Here is a 23,674-nt window from a genome sequence, read left to right as displayed (position 1 = left end):
GGGTTTTATCGAAAAACGGTTTTTTACTATTTTTCACAGATTATGTACGAGCGCGGAAACCGATATGTTGATTTAAATCAATTCAGTCATAAAATATGAATCTTTAATACCCGAATAATACTTTGGAACTAGCTTTCAGACGGCCTGACTAATCCTTTCCACCTACCCTTCAACTTATTGTTATCGAAAGATTAATTTTTGACATACATCAGAAAATCTGAAGAAAACAACCAAGATTCAACATCCTGCATCAATTTAACCTGCATACCATACCTTTTTTGATTTTCTCATGCTACAATCTTTAACATTCATATTTTATGAATTTTTTAAACCACCCAAAACAACACAAACACAGGAGCGTAAAATGGGACAGTATAAAAAGCTCTGGTACTCGCTGATTGCGGTACTGACCATTACTTTCTCCATCCTCGGCTATTTAGGTGTCGAGGTTTACCGGCAAGTGCCGCCGATTCCCCAAGCCTATGTTTCTGCTTCGGGCGAAACGGTCATGACCGAACAGGATATTCTGGCCGGCCAATCCGCATGGCAAAGCACCGGCGGTATGGAGCTGGGTTCGATTCTCGGCCACGGCGCGTATCAAGCCCCCGACTGGACGGCCGACTGGCTGCACCGCGAGGCCGAAGCATGGCTGGATATCACCGCAGGCAAAGAGTTCGGCAAGAAATACGCCGAATTGGATAAAGCGGCGCAAGCGAATATTCAAGCGCGTTTGGCCGATGAATACCGCAACGGCAGCCGTGTCAACGATCAAGGCAAGGTGGTGTTGTCCGACACCCGTATCGAAGCGATCAATCAGGTTGCGCCTTATTACATAACGCTTTACGGCGACGATCCTTCGATGATTAAAACCCGCGAAGCGTTTGCCATGAAAAACGGCACGCTGCCGAGCGAAGAGGCTCGCCAAAAGCTGACCAACTTCTTCTTCTGGACTTCGTGGGCATCTTCCACCAACCGTCCCGACCATGATGCGACCTACACCAACAACTGGCCGCACGAGCCTTTGGTGAACAACGTGCCGACCACCGAAAACTACATGTGGTCTTTCGCCAGTATCGTGTTCCTGCTGCTGGGCATCGGCTTGCTGGTATGGGGCTTCTCGTTCCTGAAGAAACACGACGAAGAGCCGAAAGCGCCGGCTGAAGATCCTTTATCGAAAATTACACTCACGCCGTCTCAAAAAGCATTGGGCAAATACGTTTTCCTGACCGTTGCTTTGTTTGTGGCGCAAGTGTTGCTCGGCGGCGTTACCGCGCACTACACCGTGGAAGGCCAGCATTTTTACGGCATCGACATTTCACAATGGTTTCCGTATGCCCTAGTGCGTACATGGCACATTCAGTCTGCGATTTTCTGGATTGCCACTGGCTTCCTGACCGCGGGCTTGTTCCTCGCCCCCATCATCAACGGCGGTCAAGACCCGAAATTCCAACGTGCAGGCGTGAATTTCCTGTATATCGCCCTGTTTATCGTGGTGCTGGGTTCTTACGGCGGCAACTTCTTGGCCTTGAGCCACGCCATTCCTGCCGATTTGAACTTCTGGTTCGGCCATCAAGGCTACGAGTATCTTGATTTGGGTCGCTTCTGGCAGATTCTGCTGATGGTAGGCTTGCTGTTGTGGCTGTTCCTGATGCTGCGCTGCACCGTGAATGCGTTCAAACAAAAAACCGACAAAAACATGCTCGCCATTTTCGTCGCTTCTATGGCAGGTGTCGGCTTGTTCTACGCGCCCGGCCTGTTCTACGGCGAACACACCAGCCTGACGATTATGGAATACTGGCGTTGGTGGGTGGTACACCTGTGGGTGGAAGGCTTCTTCGAAGTATTCGCCACCGCTGCCTTGGCCTTTATCTTCTTCAACATGGGTTTGGTATCGCAACGTACCGCCACCGTAACCGCTTTGGTTTCCGCCAGCCTGTTTATGGTCGGCGGCGTGCCCGGCACGTTCCACCACCTGTATTTTTCAGGAACCACCACACCCGTGATGGCGGTGGGTGCATCGTTCTCCGCTTTGGAAGTGGTACCGCTGATTCTGCTGGGTCGCGAAGCTTATGAACATTGGTCTTACCAACACGCATCTCCGTGGGCAAAACGCCTGCGCTGGCCGCTGATGTGCTTCGTAGCCGTGGCATTCTGGAACATGGTCGGTGCCGGTGTGTTCGGCTTCCTGATTAACCCGCCGATTTCCCTCTATTATCTGCAAGGCTTAAACACTACTGCGGTGCATGCTCATGCCGCCTTGTTCGGTGTGTACGGTTTCTTGGCACTGGGCTTCGTGCTGCTGGTTGCCCGTTATATCAAACCGAATATCGAATTCAGCGAAAGCCTGATGACATGGGGATTCTGGCTGCTCAACGGCGGCTTGACGCTGATGATCATTACCAGCCTGCTGCCCATCGGTGTGATTCAGTCTTATGCCAGCATCACCCAAGGTTTGTGGTATGCCCGCAGCGAAGGCTTTATGCAGCAAGAGTTGCTCGATACTTTGCGCTGGATTCGCACCGTTGCCGACTTAATCTTCATCGGCGGTGCGTGCTGCGTAGCATGGCAGGCAACCAAAATGGTGTTCAGCCGCGATAAGTAAGGCGTTGCTTTCACCAATATCTTGATGTTGTAACAAGGCCGTCTGAAAAAAGTTTTAGCGAAGTTCGCAAAACTCACTTTCAGACGGCCTTTATCCGTTCAAACACTTAACAAGTCCAACCATATATTGATCAATAATCTGGAACCTCTTATTTCTCTTCAACGCTTACCGCCAGCAAACTCATCGTAAACCCAACGAGGCCGTCTGAAAAAAGCTGTTTTCCATCCTTACATTTAAGACGTAAAAAACTGCCCGCAACACAATTTGAACTTCTTGCCCGACCCACACAAACAGGGCTGTTTCATCGTCGGCAGCGGCACGGTCGGATCAATAAAATACCACCGCCCGTCAATATGAACAAAAGCCGACAGCTCATGATGTTGATGCCTCTACCCGTTTGCATCTTGCCAATGTGCCGTAAACTCCACCTGCGCATGCTTTTTGCCGACTAAGCGATGGAAATGCACATCCAACCCCAGCCAATGGGTTTCGCTGCTCCATTGCCCAATTTCAACTTTGTTGAGTAACGACTGCTTTGCCGGAACGGTCGTCTCCACAATATAATCCACCAAATGAAGCACATACGCACTATAACGCGAGCGCATCAAAGCTTCTGCCGTAGCAGGAAAGCGCTGGTGGGCATGATAAGGTTTGCAGCAATCTTGATAAGCAAGTTTTGATTGGCAGCAACAAAGCTCTTCCCGTGCCTCACTTGGCTCAAACTCTTTCTGTTCGTTTTGTTTCATTGACTGTCTCTTTTTAAATTGGTTACCGCATCAAAATCATTATTTTAATTATGCAAATTTTGATTCTGATCTCTATCAAACCGTCTCACAAAAACTCTGCAATCTCTAGGATTTTCTACAACTTAACTGCTCAAGACTTTCACCAGCTTTTCATCCGACATGAGGCCGTCTGAAAAATACTTCTACCATTTGATAACTTATAGCTACGATTTTCATATCATTCCCCATGTTCATCAAATAAAAACCAAAACGCCGTCTGAACTTTTCAGACGGCGTTTCAAACGGTTTCATTAACGCTCGCGGAGCGCTTGTTTCATACGGGTAATCGGTTTGATAAGGTATTGGAAAACAGTTTTTTCACCGGTTTTCACATCTACGGTTGCCACCATACCCGGAATAATCGGCAGCTCTTTACCGTTTCGGTCTTTCAAACTGTTGCTGTCTGTTTGCACCAAAATGCGGTAATACACCTGATTGGGGTCGAGTTTCAAATCATTCGCACGAGCCTGATTGCTGCTGCTTACCGTATCAGGGCTGATCAAAGTTACCTTGCCGTCCAAACCGCCATAAATCGCGTAATCATAAGCACTCACTTTCACCACGGCAGGCAAACCCGGGCGCATAAAAGCAACGTCTTGCGGACGGATATAGGCTTCCACAAGCAATTTGTCGTCCAAAGGTACGATCTGCAAAATGTCTTGGCCAACGTTTACCACGCCACCCACGGTATTGATCTGAATATTCTTCACGATACCGCGCATGGGCGAACGGATTTGCGAACGTTCAACAGGGTCTGCACGCATCGCCATATTTTCTTTGGCTTGAGCCAACTCTGATTCTGCCTGTACCAATTCGTTATTGGCATCAGCCATATAACGGTTTTTACGCTCGGCAATCTGCAAGGCCAAATCACTCGACTCCCTGCGCATTCTCAACAATTCCACTTCCGACACTACACCTTGGGCAACCATCGGTGCAGTGATGCTGATTTCCTTATCAAGCGTTGCTTTGCTGATGCTCAGATTGTGAATCGCTTCAGTCACGGAACGGCGGCGCGCCATAAATGCAGCATGTTCGCGCTGTTTCAATTCGTCGCTGATTCCCTGTGGAAAGTTCAAATTGGTGCCGTAAGCTTCCGCCTTCAATCTGGCAATCATGGCTTCCAAGTTTTGAACTTTGGCTTCGCTTTCACGCAAAATAGCGGAGCTGCGGGTATCGTCGAGCTTCAGCAATACCTGATCTTTCTCAACGATATCGCCTTCTTTTACCAGCATTTCCGTAATGATCCCCGGATCAAGGCTTTGCACTACTTGCTCGCGGCTGCTGGGAATCACATTACCTTGCCCGCGGGTCACTTCTTCAATCGGGCTGTTATAAGCCCAAATGACAAAAACTACCAAAAATACGAAAAACAGAATGATGACCCAAAACTGCCCACTGTGTTTTTCTTTCTGCAAAGCGGCATTTAAGTCATTTACCAATGCCAAGTCTTTGGATTTAATATTGTTTTCGCTACTCATAATGAAAGTTACACCTTTACGGTTTGTTATAGGCCGTCTGAAACAGACCGGCATTATTTATCATATTTAATCTTTATCAAATCAACAGCTTCAATTAAGCCGCAGATTCAAGCTGTTTGTCGGTTTTGTTTTCACTCTGCATCAGCTTCTGTAATACCAAATCTCGCGGGCCGTCCATAACGATTTTACCGTTATCCATCACGATAATGCGGTTTACAATCTGTAATACTTGAGGACGGTGGGTAACCACAATCATCGTGCGGTCTTTACCCCATTGTGCAACCGCATTTAAAGCCATGCGCTCAGTAGCCTGATCCAAACCGGTAGTCGGTTCATCCAACAACACGACTCTCGGGTTTCTTAAAGTCATACGCGCCAAAGCAATAATTTGTTTTTGACCTCCCGACAATCCCAAACCGTCTTCGCCCAAAGGCATATCCAGGCCTCTAGGATGGCTGCGGATAATGCGGTCTAATCCAAAGCGTTTCAAAGCAATCAACAAATCCTGATCGCTCGAATAGCCGTCGGTTCGAGCCAAGTCCATATTTTCACGCAACGTACCCAAGAACAAACGGGGAGATTGGCTCAACAATACAACCTGATTACGCAGAAAATTCGGATCAAGCTGGCGCATATCTACGCCATCCAGCATCACGCTGCCCTTCTCGGTATCGTACAAGCCGCTGGCCAATTTCAGCATGGTACTTTTACCGCTGCCGATACGGCCGAGAATACCCACTTTCTCACCCGGTCTGATGTTGAGGCGCAAATCAGTTACCGCTGCATTACCTTCTTGCTGGTATTTGAAAGAAACATTCTCAAAAGTGATATTACCTTGCACATGATCCAAAGTAATGTACTGGCGCTCGGGGCTGCGCTCAATCGGGCGCTCCACGATATTATTCACACCTTCCAAAGCAAGTTTGGCTTGCTGGAAACGGGTAGCCAACCCTGCAATCTGAGCCAAAGGCGCCAATGCACGACCCGACAAGATAACCGATGCAATCAAAGCACCCATCGTAATCCGTTCGGAAGGATTATCGGCATGTATCAAATAGGTTCCCAGCAAAACCAAAAACACTGTGTTCAACTGTTGCATACCGGTTGCAAAGTTAATCATGAAATTGCTGGTATCTTTTACCTTGATAGAAGAAGCCGATGTTTTGGCCGTGTACTCATCCCAACGCTGTTGCGCCCAAGAAGTAGCATTGTTGGTTTTCAGTGTTTCAATACCTTCAATAGCCTCAACCGCCAAACCGGAGCGCTGAGAAGATTCTTTCATGGACTCATTGATGTGACGTGAAAGGGGACGCTGTACCAATAAACCGACGATAACCACGATAGGAATAATGGTTAACGGCACCAAAGCCAGTTTTCCACCTACTATTCCGATCACCGTAATAAACAGCAATAAAAACGGCAAATCCACAAGGGTCAACAAGCTCGCACTCGTCATGAATTCCCGAACAGATTCAAACTCGCGCAGATTATTGGCATAAGAACCCGACGAAGCAGGACGATCTGCCAAACGCAACGCCATAACCCGTCTGAACAATGCTGAGCTAATAATCAAATCGGCTTTTTTACCTGCAATATCAGTCAAATGACCACGAATCATTTTAGCGGCAAATTCAAACGTAATCGCCAAGACAACGCCGATACTCAACACCCACAATGTTTCATAAGCTTGGTTCGGAATAACGCGGTCATAAACATTCATCACGTAAAGGGAGCTGACCAAAGCTAAAAAATTGATGATGAACGTTGCCAAAATAACTTGGTAATAATAGCTTCTAAAACGCCAAATAACTTTCCAAAACCATGATTTCGGCAAATGATATTCCGGCAGATCAGAACGCATGTCCGAAACCATTTTAGGCTTGATAAACCAACAATAGCCTAAATAGAGAATCGCAAGCTGTTCATGATCCAATACTTGAGCCAAACCATCAGATTGACGGACATGGTATTTTCTGTCTTTTCCTGCGCCTTCAATTTGCGTTACTACTGCCGCTTCTTCATTATGAAGAATAAGCACTACGGGTACAGCCAAAGAAGGAATCTCTTCCAAACTACGTTTTGAGAGCGTATTCTCAAAACCGTGGCTTCTCAGCACCTCAGAAAGAGAATGAAAATTGACATTAAGTTTTTTATCCCTCACCACTTCTGCAGAAAGTGCCGCTTCAGAAACAGGCACGCCCAACAGACGGGTAGCCAAAGCAATGTGTTCGATAATGGATTTCATGGTAATGTTTTCACGTAAATGATTTATTAACTTTTAATTTAACGGCTTATACCTGCCCAATTGGCAACTTGCGATTGAGAAACCAAATATTCCAAGGCTGCATCTCTAAAATCGTTGCGGGCATTCACATTTTCCTGCTCAATATTTGCCAGCTCATTATATGCACCCAAAACATCTGTTAATGTGCGCCGCGCTATCTTAAACTGCAGCTCATACGACTTCACAACTTCCTTTTGCGCCTCAATGTGCTGAGCAGTAATATCCGCCCTTTGTTCACTTTGAGCCATATCAATCTCTGCCGTACGGGCTTTTTCTGTTACTTCTCTTAATATCTGCTCTGATTTAGATTCTGCGGCAATCAAAGCTTGGGCATTTTTTTCTACATTATGTCTGGAAGCCATATCTAAAACGTTCCAAGACAAGTTCAGATACAGCTCTTTAGTATCTTGCGTTGCCGTACCTTCAAGATTAATAGCCGGCAATCGGGCTGCTTTAGTTACGTCCAGCTCGGCTTTTACACTTTCACGTTCAGCTTGCTGCGCCAAGTAGGAAGGATTTAATCCTTTGTCTTGGCTATTAAATTTCTTAACCAATGTAACAGCAGAATCATTTAGAAAAGGATCTTTCAAATCTTTTGGTGATATAGGCGCAGAAGTATATTTAGCCAGTCTGCTTAGAGCTATTTCCATAGTTCTTTGCAGTTGGGACATTGAAGTTTGCACTTGAAGTTGGCGGGATCGCGCTTCTACCAGCTCGGATCTGCGCCCCCCGTCATATTGAACAATAACACTGAGATCTTTTAAGAGATTGTTATGCCTGTTTAAACTTTTGCGGTTTACTTCCAAAGACTCTTTTGCACGTAACGCAGTAAGGTATAGTTTGCCGATTTCACTACCCAACTGCTCCTGAGTCTCGAAATATTTATGACCATAATAAATTTCTTTATTTTTATCGCGTCTAACCGCAGCTTGTATTCCTCCCCAAGAATAAATATTCAGCGAACCTCTAACACCTAACCCACTGTCTCGGTCATTGCTGCTGTGCTTGTGTTTTTGTTTAATCATCTGAGTACCCGTAAGTGCCAAAACAGGATAATGCCCGGCACGGGTAGCTTTAGTTATACTTTGAGCTGCACGCTCGTTGGCCTTCGCTTCCAACAGGGCGGGATCTGAAACTAATGACTTCTTCAAAATAGTTTTCAGCCCCTCTGCAGAAGCAGGTTGCAGAGCGAAAAACATTAACATTGGAATAACTGACAAAACCGTCAGTTTTTGAGGCAAGAGTAGCGAAGGCTTATTATTTTTCATTTTTTAAATCATCGTAATGTCTGAGCATTTACTGCATTTAAGCAAATAAAATCATTCCAATTTCGGAACTAATACTAACTTCGTTAGCATAACACCATATTTAACATTTCTCAGCAACTCTAAGATAAAAGGTAGGTAAAGAACACCCAAAGTACACAATATTTGAAATATTAACTTTATTTATAATAAAATTTAGCAACAAAAGATAACAGCATTTCTAATCTCTTTTTTTGCAGCCCTACTTTCTTAGCTATAAAAAATCCCACAGCAAACCAACTGTGGGATTTTTTATTATCATTATTCTCAGCGTTTTTTACCGGTAACGGTAGCAACTGCCAAGTTAGCATTACGTTTCAAGGCAACGCTTTCAACGCCTTCAGGAAGCTTGATGTCAGACAGATGGAGAATATCACCCGCTACTACATTACCGCAATCCAATTCCAATGCAGCAGGAATATCTTTAGGCAAGGCAATAACTTCTACGGTAGTGTTGAGCAATGAAACTCGACCACCTTGTAATTTAACAGCTTGTGAAGTCTCTGCATTTACTACGTGCAAAGGTACACGGATACGCAAAGGTTTAGCAGCATCAACTACTTGGAAGTCAATGTGTTGAACTTCTTGACGGAACGGGTGAATTTGGAAATCGCGTACGATCACGTCTTGAGTTTTACCATCAAGGGTCAATTTGATTAAAGCAGTGTGGAAAGATTCTTTTTCCAAAGCATAGAACACGGTTTTGTGATCAACTGCAATGGCAACCGGCTCTTGATTTTCACCGTACAATACAGCGGGGGTTTTACCTTCGCGACGCAGGCGGCGGCTCGCACCAGTGCCCTGTGCTTCGCGAACGGTAGCTTGAATTTCGTATGACATAATTTAAAACTCCAAAATAAATAAAATTAACTGCGCTCAGCCGCGACCAGCTTACTAGCAGCTCACATTAAGGCAGAAATACACTGCCGGTAGTTAACACATCTTCATTGAAAAGATATGAAACAGATTCTTCATTACTGATGCGTCGAACAGTTTCCGCCAACAATCCGGCGATAGTCACCTGACGGATACGTTCGCATTTTTGTGCAGACTCCGATAAAGGAATCGTATCAGTAACAACCACTTGGTCTATATCGGAAGAGTCGATACGGGACACCGCTTCACCTGAGAATACAGGATGAGTTGCATAAGCCAACACTCTTGACGCACCTCTCTCTTTCAGAGCAGACGCAGCTTTGCACAAGGTATTGGCGGTATCAATCATATCGTCAACAATCAGACAAGTTCGGTCTTGAATGTCCCCGATAATATTCATCACTTCAGCCACATTGGCTTTTGGACGACGCTTATCGATAATAGCCAAATCGGCATTCAAGACTTTAGCCACAGCTCGGGCACGCACTACACCGCCGATATCGGGGCTTACCACAGTCAGATTATCAATACGCTGACGTTGAATATCATTAATCAAAATCGGCGTCGCATAGATATTATCTACGGGAATATCAAAAAAACCTTGGATTTGGTCGGCGTGCAAATCAACCGTCAATACGCGGTCGATACCTGCCGAGTAAAGCATATTCGCCACCAATTTGGCAGAAATCGGAACGCGTACCGAACGGGGGCGTCGGTCTTGACGGGCATAACCGAAATAAGGGATAGCTGCTGTAATACGACCGGCTGATGCACGTTTCAAAGCATCGGCCATGGTCAGAATTTCCATCAAATTATCGTTGGTAGGCGCACAGGTAGGCTGAAGGATAAATACGTCTCTGCCGCGCACATTTTCCAGAAGTTCTATGGCTACTTCTCCGTCTGAAAACTTGCTGACGGAGGCATTTCCCAAGGAAATATCTAGATGTTTAACCACTTTTTGAGCCAATTCCGGATTGGCATTACCGGTAAAAACCATCAAACTGTCATATGCAGCCATATCTTCATCACCTGGATTTATATTGGGGTTGTGCTCGGAAAACATCATTGCTTCCTTCTGCCGTTGGCCTAAAGACCGGAGCCGCCATTATACGCTCCAACCGCCAACCATCAAAGCCCCTTCTTCACTTAATTGATTATCTTTCAGACGGCCTCTTTAAGACCTTCTGACAACGTAAAAAGCGTGCAAGTAAACTCACACGCTTTTTAACTGGCTGGGGAGGAAGGATTCGAACCTTCGCATGCTGGAATCAAAATCCAGTGTCTTAACCACTTGACGACTCCCCAATAAGGGCTTGGCTGGGGAGGAAGGATTCGAACCTTCGCATGCTGGAATCAAAATCCAGTGTCTTAACCACTTGACGACTCCCCAACACTTCAATCAACTTTTAGCTACAAATAATGGGTGAATATCGAGACTTCTCACGCAATATGATTCGTAGCATTTTGGAATTTCCTGCAAAGCGGCCAATGCTTCTTTCTTATTATTGAAAGCCATAAACAAACAAGCTCCGGAACCAGTCATTAAGGGCTTGCCTATTTTTTCAAGCATTTTATAAGCTTTGCTTACTTCGGGATATTCCTGAAGTACAACCGCTTGCATATCGTTTCTGAAAGGCCGCAGCGATTGGAAAGTCGGCATTATGCTGGGTTCGGAATCACGTGTCAAGTGCTCGTTTGAAAAAATCACAACCGTGCTGACATGCACGGGCGGCTTCACTACAACAAACCATTGTTGCGGAATATCAATTTGCGTCAGCTGCTCGCCTATGCCTTTTGCAAACGCATTGCGTCCGAAAATAAAAAACGGTACATCCGCCCCAAGTTTAACGCCTATGTCGATTAATTCCTGAGTAGATAAGCCGCAATGCCACAACCGGTTTAATGCAATCAAGACGGTAGCCGCATCGGAACTTCCGCCGCCTAAACCGCCGCCCATCGGAATGCGTTTTTCCAACCAGATTTCGACACCTTGAAGGCCGTCTGAAAAAGGCTGCAATGCGGCGGCGGCACGATAGGTCAAATCTGCTTCGGGCGGTACATCCGGCAAGGGGGTATGTAAAATGATTTGCCTGTCGTTGCGCGGGGCGAGATAAACCGTGTCCTGCAAATCAATTAAACAGAAAATGGTTTCCAGATTGTGATATCCGTCTTCCCTACGCCCGGTAATACGCAAATCCAAATTCAGTTTGGCTGGCGCAGGATATGCTTGGGCATGATCCAGAATGGCTGTTTGGCTCATGTTATTCCTTCACTGCCTGAATTATCTTGCTGCGCATTGGTTGGCGGCATGAGTGTCGCGCGTAAGCGTCATTTGGTCGAACACCAGCCTTAAGGTCAGCTTGGAACTTTCCAGCAACAGGATTTTCGGCGTGCCGTCTGAATTTAGCGAACGGGTAATCGTCCATTCGAATTGTTGCAAACGGCCGTCTGAAAGCAGTTGGTATGGTGCGTTTTTAACCCATTGTCCATTGGCCCACACATGAAGATATTGCACCGGCAAGGCAAAGCCCAGCAGTTGCTGGCTTAATTCCTGCGGGGTATCGGCCTGATATTTTTTGCCTTTGCTGTCCACTGCCAATACGCCTTGGCTGTCTTGGCAGAGCTGGCCGATGGTGTTGCCGAGAGGTGTGTTTACATCAATGGTTTGCACTTGGTTTTGATAAGTCCAGTCAAAATTGGCATAGGAGCCTTTTTCATTCATTTTGACGGCCAAGCGCCCGTCGGCGGCAAAATCGGGAATGTCGGACTGGGCACGCCAGCTGTCTTTGCCGGCCATTTGGTACTGTGCACATGAGGCCAAGATAAGCGAGGCTGCGAAGGGTAATATCGATTTGAAACGGGTGTATTTCATAAGATACCTATGGGTTTGGAAATTCAGACGGCCTGTATAGAACATGCCGCCAATGATCTGACATGAAGGCCGTCTGAAACACCGGTTTCAGACGGCCTCTTGCATTATTTTTTCTTGGCTTTGACAGGCAGTTTCACACCCAGTCTTTGCAGGGTTTTTTTCAAAACGCTATTGGTGTTGTCTTTACTCAAACCTTGCGACCAAACCGTTTTGGCTTTTTCCTGCTGGCCGAGCTTCCAAAATACTTCGCCCAAATGCGCGGCCACTTCGGGGTCGGGGAACTGCTCGAAGGCGTATTCGAGATAAGGCAACGCGGCTTGCGCATCGCCTTTCAAATAATATGCCCAGCCCAAGCTGTCGTTGATGGCTGCCGATTCAGGCTCTTGCTGGTAGGCTGCCTGAATGAGTTTAAACGCCTCTTCCAAGTCGTATTGCGGCAGGGAAAACATGGTATAGCCGAGTGCATTCATACCTGCTGCGCTGTCGGGGTTTAATTCCAAATAACGGCGCAAATCGGCCACGGCTTTTTCCGGGCGGTTGAGCTTATCCGCATACAGCATGGCGCGCTGGTAAAGGATGTCGGACAAACGCTCTTTGCCGTCGGGCTGCTTTTCGGCATCAGCGGCCAGAGCGTTCAGCTCCGCTATCGCTTCCTGCGGGCTGTTGTGCTTGCTCAAGGCAAACAGATAAACACGTTGGATATCGCTCATACCGAAAAAACGCCCTTGTTTTTCAGGCAGTTTTTGTGCGCGGCGGGCTTCCGCCAAAGCGGTTCGGCCGTTGCCCTGTTCGGCTTCGATAGAGGCTTTCAAAACGGCTTTATCGAAATTGAACTCGGGAGAAGTAATGCGCTCCACCCATGCTTTGGCTTGCTTGAAATCTTTGATGTCGGCATAACGCATGGCACCGATCACCGCCGCCCTGCTCTTCTGCTCGCTGGTGCCGATACGGTAGGCTTTGTCGAGATAATTGCCGACCACCGAGATATCGTCTTCACGCGTAATCGACAAAATGGCCGCCTGAATATACAAATCGGCATTAGGGCTTTCGTTCAACAAAGTTTGCAGGCGCTGATAGGCTTTGTCGTGTTTACCGTCGGCAATCAGGCCGCTGATTTCCAACTCCTGCCATACCGGCGAAAGTTTGCCGGTATCGGTTTCGGCAAAAAAACGCTGCAACACTTTGGGGCTGTGTTGCGCTACCAAACGCAAAGTAATTTCGGTGGGCGGCAGGATATTGGTATCCAACTTGGCCAATTTCTGCAACGCCTGAACGGCATCGCGCTCGCGGCCTCGTTGGGCACTTAAAATCAGATCGGCAATCGCCGCTTCGGGCATAGACGCATATTTTTGGGCGGCTTTGTGGATTTCTTTACCGGCTTTGTCGGCCAATCCCGACTGTTGCAGACTCATTTGCGCCAAGAGCAAGAAGATGCGGCGGGCCTGCTCTTCGTTGGCACGCTCAAGCACGCTTCCCAAACCTTTGGCAACGGCTTCCGATTTGCCGTTGATTAAGTCGAGCGTCCAAGCCATGCGTTTTTGGGCGTCGCTCGGCACGGGTTCGATTTCGCGCCATTTTTGATAAATCTGCCCTGCCTGCTGGTAGGCGCGCAAGGAAACGGCCATTTCTACCGCACGTTCGGCCACAACAGGATCTTTGGTGCGGTTGAGCATCACGATATAAGTCGCCAATGCCGTGCCCGGATCGCCTTTCTGAACCGCCATCTCGCCGCCCAGCAGCGTAAACAGATTGTTGGCGCGTTCAACGATACCGGAGCGGCGTTCGTATTCCAAAGCACGCTCTTCAGGCGTATATTGGCTTTTGCTCGCCACCACAGATTTCACCGAATGTTTCGGCTGCTTCGCCGCCTCGGTCTGTGCATAAGCCTGACCGGCAAACACAGCCATCACGGCAAGTGCAGCAAAACGTATGCGGTTTTTTCCCAAAAACATAAAACTTTCCTTCGATATGTGCAGGAGCAGGCGCATTATTTTCAGACGGCCTGTATCCTGAAAAACAGATGTGCGATACTTTATCACAAGCATGAAGCTTTGTTGATATTGCATAAATCATCATTACATATGTAAAGCTTTCGGCTTGGCACATAGGCCGTCTGAACACAATAAGCAGGTACACACATGACCTATACCGAACTTGCCGGTTTTTTACAACAAGCCGCACGCTATCCCGCCGATGCGGCCAAGAGGCGCAATGCCCTGTTCGCGCCGACCGCCACCCGCGAAGCCGCCGTTTTGCTGGGTATGGTATGCCGCGACAGCCAATGGCAGATTCTGCTTACCCGCCGCAATGCCGCCCTGCCCGAACATGCGGGGCAAATTGCGCTGGCCGGCGGCAGAAAAGACGCAACCGACACCAGCCTGACCCACACGGCGCTGCGCGAAACGGCGGAAGAAACCGGCATCGGCGCCGAGCATTGGCAAACCTTTCCGCAATTCCAACCTTACTACACGCCTTCCGGCTATGTGGTGTCGCCCGTACCTGCGCTTTGTACCGGCAATCCGCCCACTTTTCCGAACGCTGCGGAAGTAGAAGAAATTTTCTACCTGCCGCTGCCCGTCGCTTTAGACACACGTTCTTATCAAAACCGCACACTTACGCACAACGGCCGCCGCATCGACACCCCCGCCCTGCCTCATCTGCATTACGACATTTGGGGGCTGACCGCGATGATTCTGTATGATTTGGCTGACCGCTACCGTCAATACCGGCAGGCGTCGGGCGCTTCCGGCTTGTCGTTTTAAAGCGTGAAACGGGTTCATAGCATAAGGCCGTCTGAAAACTCGCATAACTCGTTTTCAGACGGCCTCTTTTTACATCATATTAATAGTGCCAACCAAACATCAAAATCACTCTTCGCCCAACAGCTGTTCACGCGTCAGCAAGAACACGAAGCCGTCGCCGCCGCTGGTTTCCAGCCAAGTGAACAGCAGTTCGGGATACGCCGCTTCCAGCACGTCGCGGTTGTGACCGATTTCCACCAGCAGCACACCCTTCGGATTCAAAAACTTCGCAGCGTTAAGAATAATCTCGCGGGTTGCATCCAGGCCGTCTGAACCGCTGCCCAACGCCAACTCCGGCTCGTGCAGGTATTCTTCGGGCAGCGCTCCCACCGATTCGGCATCGACATAAGGCGGGTTCGACACGATTAAATCGTAAGTGCCTTCCAAGCCTTCAAACAAATCGGTGTGAATCAGGTTGATACGCTCTTCCAAGCCGTAGTCTTCCACGTTGATGGCAGCGACTTCCAAAGCGTCCAAACTCAAATCCACCGCGTCGATTTCGGCATCGGGGTAATGGTAGGCCATCTGAATTGCCAAGCAGCCGCTGCCCGTGCACAAATCCAAAGCGCGGTGAACCAGCTCGTCGTGCTCGATCCACGGTGCCAACGGTTCGCCCAGCAGTTCGTAAATAAAGGAACGCGGCACAATCACGCGCTCGTCCACATAAAAATCAAAATCGCCCTGCCAAGCCTGATTGGTCAGATAGGCCACAGGCAAACGCTCGACAACGCGCTTTTCAATCAAGCCCAACACTTCTTCTTTTTCGCTTTCGAGCAGCTTGGCATCGAGATACGGGTCGAGAATGTTGAGCGGCAGGTTCAAGGTGTGCAGAATCAGATAGGCCGCTTCGTCGTGGGCATTGTCGCTGCCGTGCCCGAAATGCAGGCCGGCTTCGTTAAAACGGCTGACAGCAAAGCGCAAAATATCGCGCACGGTAGATAATTGTTCGGCGGCTTGGGAAAATATCATGTCGTTATACTCAATATAAAAATCATCATGGATTCGGGCGGGCTGCGAACCGTTTTCAGACGGCATGTTCAGACGGCCTCAACCCGCTTTTAAATTACAACTCAATACTTTTCAACTTCGCTACGGTATTGATGTCTTTGTCGCCGCGGCCGGACAAATTCACCAGAATCACTTGGTCTTTGCCCATTTTCGGCGCTTCGGCCACCGCCCACGCCAGTGCGTGGCTGCTTTCCAGCGCGGGGATGATGCCTTCGTACCGGCACAGCAAATCAAAGGCTTCCAGCGCGGCATTGTCGTTGGCGGCATGGTATTCGACGCGGCCGAGGTCGGCCAAGTGGCTGTGCTCGGGGCCGATGCCGGGGTAGTCCAAGCCGGCGGAGACGGAATGGGTGCCGACCACTTGGCCGTGTTCGTCCTGCATCAGATAGCTGCGGAAACCGTGCAATACGCCGATCGGGGCCTTACCGGTAATCGGCGCGGCATGTTCGTCCGTATCCACGCCTTTACCGCCCGCTTCCACGCCGACCAAGCGTACGTTTTCTTCGCCGATATAGGGATAAAACAAGCCGATGGCATTGGAGCCGCCGCCCACGCAGGCCACGGCCACGTCGGGCTGGCGGCCGATGGCCTCCAGCATCTGCTCTTTGGCCTCGTTGCCGATCACGGATTGGAAGTCGCGCACTATTTCGGGGTAAGGCGCAGGGCCGGCGGCGGTGCCGATGATGTAGAAGGTGTCGTCCACCCGCGCCACCCACTCGCGCATGGCTTCGTTCATGGCATCTTTCAAAGTGCGGCTGCCGCTGTCCACGCCCACCACATTAGCGCCCAGCAACTTCATGCGGAATACGTTCGGCGCTTGGCGTTGGATGTCGTCCGCGCCCATGTAAACGTGGCATTCCATACCGAAACGCGCGGCCACCGTGGCACTCGCCACACCGTGCTGGCCGGCGCCGGTTTCGGCAATCACGCGTTTTTTGCCCATGCGCTTGGCCAGCAAGGCTTGACCAATGGTGTTGTTTACTTTATGCGCACCGGTGTGGTTGAGGTCTTCGCGCTTGAGCCAGATTTGCGCGCCGCCGAGTTTTTCACTCAAACGCGCGGCATGGTAAACCGGGCTGGGGCGGCCGACGTAATGTTTTAAATCGTGGCGGAATGCTTCCCAAAAGGCCGGATCGTTTTTGGCTTCGCGGTAGGCTTCGGCCAATTCTTGCAAGGCGGGAATCAGGGTTTCGGAAACGTACACGCCGCCGTGTTCGCCGAAAAAGCCTTGTTCGTTGGGAAATGAGTAGTTTTGCATAAAGATTCCTAAAAAATGGCGCTTGGGTTGTTTGCCAAGCTATGCGGCACAATCTGCACCGCAAACTGTGGCTCTGTGCCTGCATCTGTAAAAATCTAAAATCAAGCAGCCTGCAATATGAGGCCGTCTGAAAAACTGCAAAACCGCTTTCAGACGGCCTCACAGAGTAACCTATTTAAAAACGCGATGCCTGTTACGACCGGGCCGCCGCCACAAAAGCGGCGATTTTGGCACTGTCTTTAATGCCGCCCGAAACTTCCACGCCGCCGGACACATCCACCGCCGCCGCGCCGCTGATACGCACGGCTTCGGCTACATTCTCCGGCGTGAGTCCGCCTGCCAAAACCCACGGTTTATCGAGCTGTTTCGGCAGCAGCGTCCAATCAAACTGCTGCCCCGTGCCGCCGTATTCGGTCGGATGATACGCATCAAACAGCAAGGCGCGGGCGTTGGGAAACTGCGTGCAGGCCGTCTGAATATCTTCCGCGCTCTGCACACGCACGGCTTTCAGGTAAGGCCGTCTGAACTGCACGCAAAAGGCATCGTCTTCATCGCCGTGAAACTGAATCACGTCCACCGGCACCTGCCCCAAAATATCGTGGATACGCGCGGCCTCTTCGTTGACAAACAAGGCCACCACGCTCACAAACGGCGGCAGCACGCGCACGATTTCGCGGGCTTGAGCCACCGTAACGCAGCGTTTGCTCTTGCCGTAAAACACCAAACCGATAGCATCTGCACCGGCTTGCGCGGCGGCGAGTGCGTCTTCGGGTCGGGTAATGCCGCAGATTTTGACGCGGATAGGGTTCATCATCGGCCTCTTGAGTGTTGGTACTTTTATTGATATTGACGCGATACGGAATGCGCCGCTGCATACACTTGCATATTATTGAGGCCGTCTGAAAAAATGTTCACAACTCACGGCCAAAGTTTTCAGACGGCCTCATGCGGCAACCGCGTTACCGTCAGCCGAAGAAGCCCATTTTCACTTCAATCAGCTTTTCCAACTCGCGCAATACGCGGCGGCGGGATACGAAGAAAATAATGTGGTCGCCGTCGGCCATCATTGCATCTTCTTTGTGTCCCATAATCACTTCGTCGTCGCGCACCAAAGCGGCGAAATGGCAGCCCGGCGGCCATTTCACTTCGGAAACGCGGCGGCCTACCAGCGCGGAAGTGTGTTTGTCGCCGTGCACCACCACTTCGATGGCTTCGGCCGTACCGCGCCGCAACGGATGCACCGCCACCACATCGCCGCGACGGATGTGCGCCAAAATCGAGCCGATGGTAATCAGGTGCGGCGACACGACAATGTCGATCTTGTTGCCTTCGAGCAAGTCCACATAGCTGGAGCGGTTCACAATCGTGATCACGCGCTTGGCACCGAGGTTTTTGGCGAGCAGGCTCGACATGATGTTGTTTTCGTCGTCGTTGGTCAGCGCGCAAAATACGTCGATTTCGTCGATATATTCGGCTTCGAGCAGCGTTTCGTCGGAAGCGGAACCTTGCAGCACTAAGGTATTGTCGAGATGTTCGGCCAGCCATTCGGCGCGGTGCTGGTTGAATTCGATGATTTTGATGTCGTATTGGGTTTCAAGCTGCTTGGCCAAACGGTAGCCGATGTTGCCGCCGCCGGCAATCATGATGCGGCGGTTTTGCTGCTCTTTCGGCCGCAGCTCGCGCATGATGGCGGCCACGTCTTCGGTTGCCGCCACGAAAAATACTTCGTCGCCTTCAATAATCACGGTTTTGGCAGACGGCACGATGAGATGGTTGTTGCGGTAGATGGCGCAGATTTGGCAGTCCACGCCTTCGGGAAGATGCCGGTTGATTTGGGAAATTTCTTTATTTACCAGCAAACCGCCTTTGCGCGCCTGCACAATCACCATGCGCGCTTTGTCGTCAGCAAAACGCAGCACCTGCAAGGCACTGGTGTAGCTGATTAATCCGACCAAACGCTCGGTTACCAGCTGCTCGGGGCTGATGGATTCGGTAATGTCGAATATAGACAGGCTGTTGCCTTCTTCTTCGTCGCCGGGCGCGCCGTATTCCAAATAGTCGGTAGAGCGCACGCGGGCGATGCGGCCGGGAATATTAAACAGGTCGGCGGCCAATTTGCAGGCGACGATATTGGTTTCGTCGCTGCGGGTCAGCGCCAGCATCAAATCGGCGTCGGCAGCTCCGGCGCGCTTCAACACCAAAGGCGAGGCGCCGTTGCCGAGCATGGTTTGAACGTCCAAACGGCTGCCGATGTTGTGCAGGGCATTTTCGTCTATATCGATAATGGTGACATCGTTGCCGGGCATGGAAGCAAGATTTTGGGCGACGGTAGAACCTACCTGCCCGCTGCCGAGTATCAGTATTTTCACGTTACGGGTATCGGTTGAAACAAAGTCTGTATTCTAAACCAAAGGCGGAAGCGGCTAAAGGCCGTCTGAAATTTATACGGCGATATATCAGGCAAAAACCATCATGTGCATATTCGGCAATTGTTTTCAGACGGCCTGATGTGTTTTTAAAACAATCTGATGCGACATCAGCACATGAATAACTTTCCACCCGAACGGGTCAGGCGTACCAAAGAGAAAGCCGCTGCTTGTCGGCAAAATCAAAAAACGCACCGAGTCAACGGCAATATATCTTCACCACAGCCCACGCCTGCTCAGACCAATCTGCCGCACCGTTTTCAGCCAAGATACGGCGGCAATGTTCGCCAATCTGCGAGCGTTCGCGGCGTTCCAAGCCCGCTATCCTGTGCAAGGTTTGCGGCAGTTCGCGGGCAGCCAAATGATTCAGACGGCCTCCCTCTGCCGCCCACGCCTTCAAGGCTTGTGTGGCTGCGGTGTGAATGTTGTAGTCGTTTTCATGCTCCGGCCGCTTAAACCATTCCAGCCATGCGGCAGCTTCCAGCCATAACAGCGCGGCAGACGGTTGCAGCGTTTCGTTTTGAACGAGGCTGTATAAGTCGTTTTTCAGGCTCTGCCTTTCCGGTTCGGTTAAGGTAGCAGCCGAGGGCAGCAGATACTCGAGCAAAGCGCGGTGCAGCGGCTGAGGCAGCGGATGTTGGCGCAAGCGCCGATAAAACGCCGCGCGCAACGGAAACGCCGTTTCCCAAATTTGGGCAATCCGCTCTACGGCCTGCGGCAGAAACAAAGCGGTTAAGACAACAAACAGGCGTTCGCCGTCGCCTTCTGCGCTCAACCAATGCCTCGGTGCAATGCGCAACAACTCTGCCACCCGCCCTGCTGCTTCAAGGTCGTATGCGCGGATGTCATCGGCAGTTTGCCGGTTGAGGCGCGCTTGATCATATTCCGCCTCCGCAGCCGAAAAATCGGTTTGGCCGTCTGAAAAAGAAGCAAAAGAAGAAGTAACGTAAAAGAAATCGGTGCTGACGGATTGCGCTTCGCGGATTTCACTTTTCCAACGCCGCGCTTTAAACGGACTCAGCCGCTCAATCCGCAGATAAATATCGGGATGCGTCGCCGCCAGCTTGTCGAAAATATCGGCTTCATGCACGCCTTCAAACATAAAGTGCGCGTATTCGGCCGCAAAGGGAGAGCTAAACCGTCTGTTCGGCGCCACCGCCACCTTATATAGTGCGGAAGCCAAACCGTCGCTTTGACGGGTAAATTGAACGGCGGAAGCATCGGCCAAAAACTCGCGCTGCCTGCTGATGGCCGCCTGAATCCAGCCTGCCGCCAACGAGCCGATAAACCCGATGCACAGCAAAACCAAGCCTAGAAAAAAGGTCGGTAAACCGCGGCGGTCAACGCTTCTCAACCAGCCTTCGGTATCGCCGTGCACAAAAAAACGGCCGAGGCTCGTAATCATCTGCAAACCGTATAAGCAACCGCAAAGCTGCATGTTGCGGCGCATATCGCCGTTGAGAATATGGCTGAATTCGTGCGCCACCACCGCCTGCAATTCATCGCGGTTAAACGCCTGAACCGCACCGCGCGTGATGCCGATAACCGCATCACGTTCGCTCATGCCCGCAGCAAAAGCATTCAGGTTCCACTCCGGCAAAATGTACACCTTAGGCATACGCACGCCCAAAGCAATCGCCATTTCCTCCACCACATTCAGCAAACGGCGCTCCGACAGCCCTGCCGAAGTGCGGGTAATGCGCACGCCGCCGAGTGCCTGCGCCACCACATGCCCGCCTTCCGAAAGCTGGCGCAAACGTATCCAGCCCGCCCCCGCAATCACGGCAATCATCAGCGCAAACACCGTCCAAAAAACCGTAGGATGATGCGCAATGCCCGTTCCTTCACTTGGCGGAACGATATAAAGCGAAGAAAGAAAGGCCGTGATATAAGCCGTAATACCGGCTACGAAAACCACGGCCAACACATACAACCACAAAAGCCTGCCGCTGATACGGCGGGCTTCTTGCTGATATTTACGGAAACGCATGATGCGACGGCTTAACGGCGGAAATCGACTTGCGGCGCATGGCGGATAACCGCATGGTCGTCAAACTGCAACATCGCCGCATTTTGTTTGTGCCCGAAGAAATCGGCCAACAGAGAAGCCGGAAACGTTTCGCGGGCGTTGTTATAGGCCAACACCGCATCGTTGTATGCCTGACGCGCAAACGCCACGCGGTTTTCCGCCCCGGCCAGCTCTTCGGTTAAAGCCTGCACCGAATGATTGGCCTTCAATTCGGGGTATGCCTCCACGGTAACGCTCAAATTGCGCAACGCCACGCTCAACTGATGCTCGCCTGCCGCCAAAGAAATAATATCGGCAGCATTGTCGCCCACCGAACTCGAAGCCGCCGACTCCAACAGCCCCGCCGCATGATTGCGCGCCTGAATCACGGCTTCAAGCGTTTGGCTTTCATGCTCCAAATAAGCCCGCGTGCTTTCCACCAAATTCGGAATCAAATCATGCCTGCGCTTGAGCTGAACCTGAATTTGCGCAAACGCATTCCGATATTCGTTGCGCGCCCGCACCAAACGGTTGTAAATCACAATCGGCAACACCACCAAAACGCCGACCAAGAATAATAAAACCAGCCAAGTCACTGCCCACTCCTTAATGTCATATTATTTCATCATCTTAACAGGATATTACCCTCAAGAATGACAGAAAGGAAAGCACGCTGCACAATCCCGCGTTTCATTCCTTTCCGCCAGGTTTTTAAATCCTGCCCGCACCCTGTTATTTCCACATACAAACAGGCCGTCTGAAAATATTTTCAGACGGCCTGTTAAGCCAATATCATTTAGTCAAACATGAAAGCCGGCTTATTTCGCAGGCACGGCGGTAGCACCGATCACACCTTTCCAGCCATTGTCTCTGTCTTCAGACTGCGCATCACCGATCAGTACACTGCCGTTTTTGCCATAAAAGCCTCCGGTAAATGTACCGTCAGGTCTGAATTTATCGTCTGCATTCCCGCGAAAAGCCAAATTACCGCCTACGATACCGTTTGAAAACACAAAAACCGATGTATTAGGATTTGATACGTTTTTACCTTCCTGCAGCCTCCATTGACCGTCTTTACCGGATATAGTCATGCTCAATCTTTGATTTTTGCCTGAATATTTTGCCGACACCACAGCCTCTTCTGCAGGGTTGGGATTTTTGTTGTATTGGTAAAACATCTTACCTGTGTAAGTTATATCACCCGAGCCGGCCGGAAGCTGCCGTTGACTTAAATCAGCAGACCGGAGGAAGAAGTGGCGGTTGGTAGAAAATATTTTTTCATCATCTGCTCTCTCTTCACCTCTTTTCTGCTCGCTGACAAGGGCGTAACCATAGTAGCCGACCAGCTTACCGTCCAAGTCTCTCAATGTTTCCACTTTGGGATCACCGATAAAAGCATGCGGCTGCATAATCCCTAGGTCTATTTTGCCGGTTCCTTCCTTCAATACCAGATGGAAAAGGTTTTCCACACTCACACCGCTTTCTTCGGTTTCCACCCTGAGTTTGTTGAAAACTTCTGCGTCTGTTTTACTCACTTCAGGCCGCTGCGGTTGATTATCCCGTTTCGGTGTATCAGGCTTTCTCTCGGGAGCTTGGGGTGCGGAAGGAGCAACTTCGGGCTTCTGCGGTTTGTTATCCTGTTTCGGTGCTTCAGGATTTTTCTCAGGAGCTTTGGGAGCGGGAGGCGCAACTTCAGGTGCTTTTTCGTTGCCTTGCTCTTTGCCTTTTTCCGGTGTTTTTTCTTGCTCCAGTTTAGGGGCAGGTGCAGGCATGGTTTCGGGGGCTTTGCCGCCGCCGCTTCCGCAAGCGGTCAGAAAAGAGGCGGTGGCTAAAGTGAGCAGTGTTAACGTGTTTTTTGATTTCATTGTTATCAATCCAATTTCGTTTATGAAGTTTTAGAATAAAAAAATCCACTCTAAAAGCGGAATAAATAAAAGCGGCATTATTATACCGCTTTTGCATATCGTAT

General features: G+C 50.0%; 17 protein-coding genes, 2 tRNA genes and 1 pseudogene. 2 read left to right on the top strand and 18 right to left on the bottom strand.

The window, feature by feature from the left end; all coding sequences use genetic code 11:
• Window positions 1-364: 364 nt before the first annotated feature.
• A complete protein-coding gene (locus tag LVJ85_RS03865; RefSeq protein ID WP_244741611.1) occupies window positions 365-2,602 on the top strand; it encodes a nitric-oxide reductase large subunit in 2,238 nt (745 codons plus the stop codon).
• Window positions 2,603-2,835: 233 nt separating this feature from the next.
• Here the strand turns inward: LVJ85_RS03865 and LVJ85_RS03860 are convergent.
• The 11 genes and pseudogenes from LVJ85_RS03860 to LVJ85_RS03810 form a co-directional block, all read right to left on the bottom strand.
• Window positions 2,836-3,348 (bottom strand): annotated as a pseudogene (locus LVJ85_RS03860) (YchJ family protein).
• A gap of 290 nt (window positions 3,349-3,638) precedes the next feature.
• Window positions 3,639-4,868, bottom strand: coding sequence for an HlyD family type I secretion periplasmic adaptor subunit (locus LVJ85_RS03855; RefSeq protein ID WP_085362829.1), 1,230 nt, complete (start codon window positions 4,866-4,868; stop codon window positions 3,639-3,641).
• 94 nt (window positions 4,869-4,962) lie between these two features.
• Window positions 4,963-7,113, bottom strand: coding sequence for a type I secretion system permease/ATPase (locus LVJ85_RS03850; protein ID WP_085362828.1), 2,151 nt, complete (start codon window positions 7,111-7,113; stop codon window positions 4,963-4,965).
• A 38-nt stretch (window positions 7,114-7,151) separates the two neighbouring features.
• Window positions 7,152-8,357, bottom strand: coding sequence for a TolC family protein (locus LVJ85_RS03845; protein WP_244743007.1), 1,206 nt, complete (start codon window positions 8,355-8,357; stop codon window positions 7,152-7,154).
• 366 nt (window positions 8,358-8,723) lie between these two features.
• Window positions 8,724-9,296, bottom strand: coding sequence for a 50S ribosomal protein L25/general stress protein Ctc (locus LVJ85_RS03840; RefSeq protein WP_085356045.1), 573 nt, complete (start codon window positions 9,294-9,296; stop codon window positions 8,724-8,726).
• Window positions 9,297-9,363: 67 nt separating this feature from the next.
• Window positions 9,364-10,350, bottom strand: coding sequence for a ribose-phosphate pyrophosphokinase (locus tag LVJ85_RS03835; RefSeq protein WP_244743004.1), 987 nt, complete (start codon window positions 10,348-10,350; stop codon window positions 9,364-9,366).
• Window positions 10,351-10,561: 211 nt separating this feature from the next.
• Window positions 10,562-10,637: transfer RNA gene (locus LVJ85_RS03830), tRNA-Gln, on the bottom strand.
• Between the two features lie 9 nt (window positions 10,638-10,646).
• Window positions 10,647-10,722: transfer RNA gene (locus LVJ85_RS03825), tRNA-Gln, on the bottom strand.
• Between the two features lie 9 nt (window positions 10,723-10,731).
• Complete coding sequence (ispE, locus tag LVJ85_RS03820) at window positions 10,732-11,592, bottom strand: 4-(cytidine 5'-diphospho)-2-C-methyl-D-erythritol kinase (RefSeq protein ID WP_244741608.1); 861 nt, start codon at window positions 11,590-11,592, stop codon at window positions 10,732-10,734.
• A gap of 21 nt (window positions 11,593-11,613) precedes the next feature.
• Window positions 11,614-12,204, bottom strand: coding sequence for a lipoprotein insertase outer membrane protein LolB (gene lolB / locus LVJ85_RS03815; protein ID WP_244741606.1), 591 nt, complete (start codon window positions 12,202-12,204; stop codon window positions 11,614-11,616).
• 104 nt (window positions 12,205-12,308) lie between these two features.
• Window positions 12,309-14,156, bottom strand: a complete 1,848-nt coding sequence (locus tag LVJ85_RS03810) for a hypothetical protein (RefSeq protein WP_244741604.1) — start codon at window positions 14,154-14,156, stop codon at window positions 12,309-12,311.
• Between the two features lie 186 nt (window positions 14,157-14,342).
• Between LVJ85_RS03810 and LVJ85_RS03805 the strand changes: the two genes are divergently transcribed.
• Window positions 14,343-14,966 carry a CoA pyrophosphatase gene (locus LVJ85_RS03805; protein ID WP_244741601.1) on the top strand — a complete coding sequence of 208 codons (624 nt, stop codon included), beginning with the start codon at window positions 14,343-14,345 and terminating at the stop codon, window positions 14,964-14,966.
• 105 nt (window positions 14,967-15,071) lie between these two features.
• Here the strand turns inward: LVJ85_RS03805 and prmB are convergent, their stop codons facing one another.
• From prmB to LVJ85_RS03770, 7 genes are all read right to left on the bottom strand, one after another.
• Window positions 15,072-15,971 carry a 50S ribosomal protein L3 N(5)-glutamine methyltransferase gene (gene prmB / locus LVJ85_RS03800; protein WP_244743001.1) on the bottom strand — a complete coding sequence of 300 codons (900 nt, stop codon included), beginning with the start codon at window positions 15,969-15,971 and terminating at the stop codon, window positions 15,072-15,074.
• Between the two features lie 97 nt (window positions 15,972-16,068).
• Window positions 16,069-17,271, bottom strand: coding sequence for a tryptophan synthase subunit beta (gene trpB / locus LVJ85_RS03795; protein WP_244741598.1), 1,203 nt, complete (start codon window positions 17,269-17,271; stop codon window positions 16,069-16,071).
• Between the two features lie 193 nt (window positions 17,272-17,464).
• A complete protein-coding gene (locus tag LVJ85_RS03790) occupies window positions 17,465-18,082 on the bottom strand; it encodes a phosphoribosylanthranilate isomerase (RefSeq protein ID WP_244742997.1) in 618 nt (205 codons plus the stop codon).
• A 154-nt stretch (window positions 18,083-18,236) separates the two neighbouring features.
• Entirely contained in the window at window positions 18,237-19,640 is a 1,404-nt protein-coding gene (trkA, locus tag LVJ85_RS03785) for a Trk system potassium transporter TrkA (protein ID WP_244741596.1), read from the bottom strand.
• Between the two features lie 256 nt (window positions 19,641-19,896).
• On the bottom strand, window positions 19,897-21,687 hold the full coding sequence (locus LVJ85_RS03780; protein WP_244741594.1) for a M48 family metalloprotease: 1,791 nt from the start codon (window positions 21,685-21,687) through the stop codon (window positions 19,897-19,899).
• Between the two features lie 11 nt (window positions 21,688-21,698).
• Window positions 21,699-22,301, bottom strand: a complete 603-nt coding sequence (locus LVJ85_RS03775) for a LemA family protein (RefSeq protein WP_244741592.1) — start codon at window positions 22,299-22,301, stop codon at window positions 21,699-21,701.
• A gap of 222 nt (window positions 22,302-22,523) precedes the next feature.
• Window positions 22,524-23,570: a hypothetical protein gene (locus tag LVJ85_RS03770; protein ID WP_244741589.1), complete on the bottom strand. Its 1,047-nt coding sequence runs from the start codon at window positions 23,568-23,570 to the stop codon at window positions 22,524-22,526.
• Window positions 23,571-23,674 lie beyond the last annotated feature (104 nt).

The sequence above is a fragment of the Neisseria sp. Dent CA1/247 genome (assembly GCF_022870825.1).
Taxonomy (GTDB): domain Bacteria; phylum Pseudomonadota; class Gammaproteobacteria; order Burkholderiales; family Neisseriaceae; genus Neisseria; species Neisseria zoodegmatis.
The sequence above is the reverse complement of the archived record's forward strand: the minus strand, read 5'-3'. Positions and strand labels throughout refer to the sequence as shown.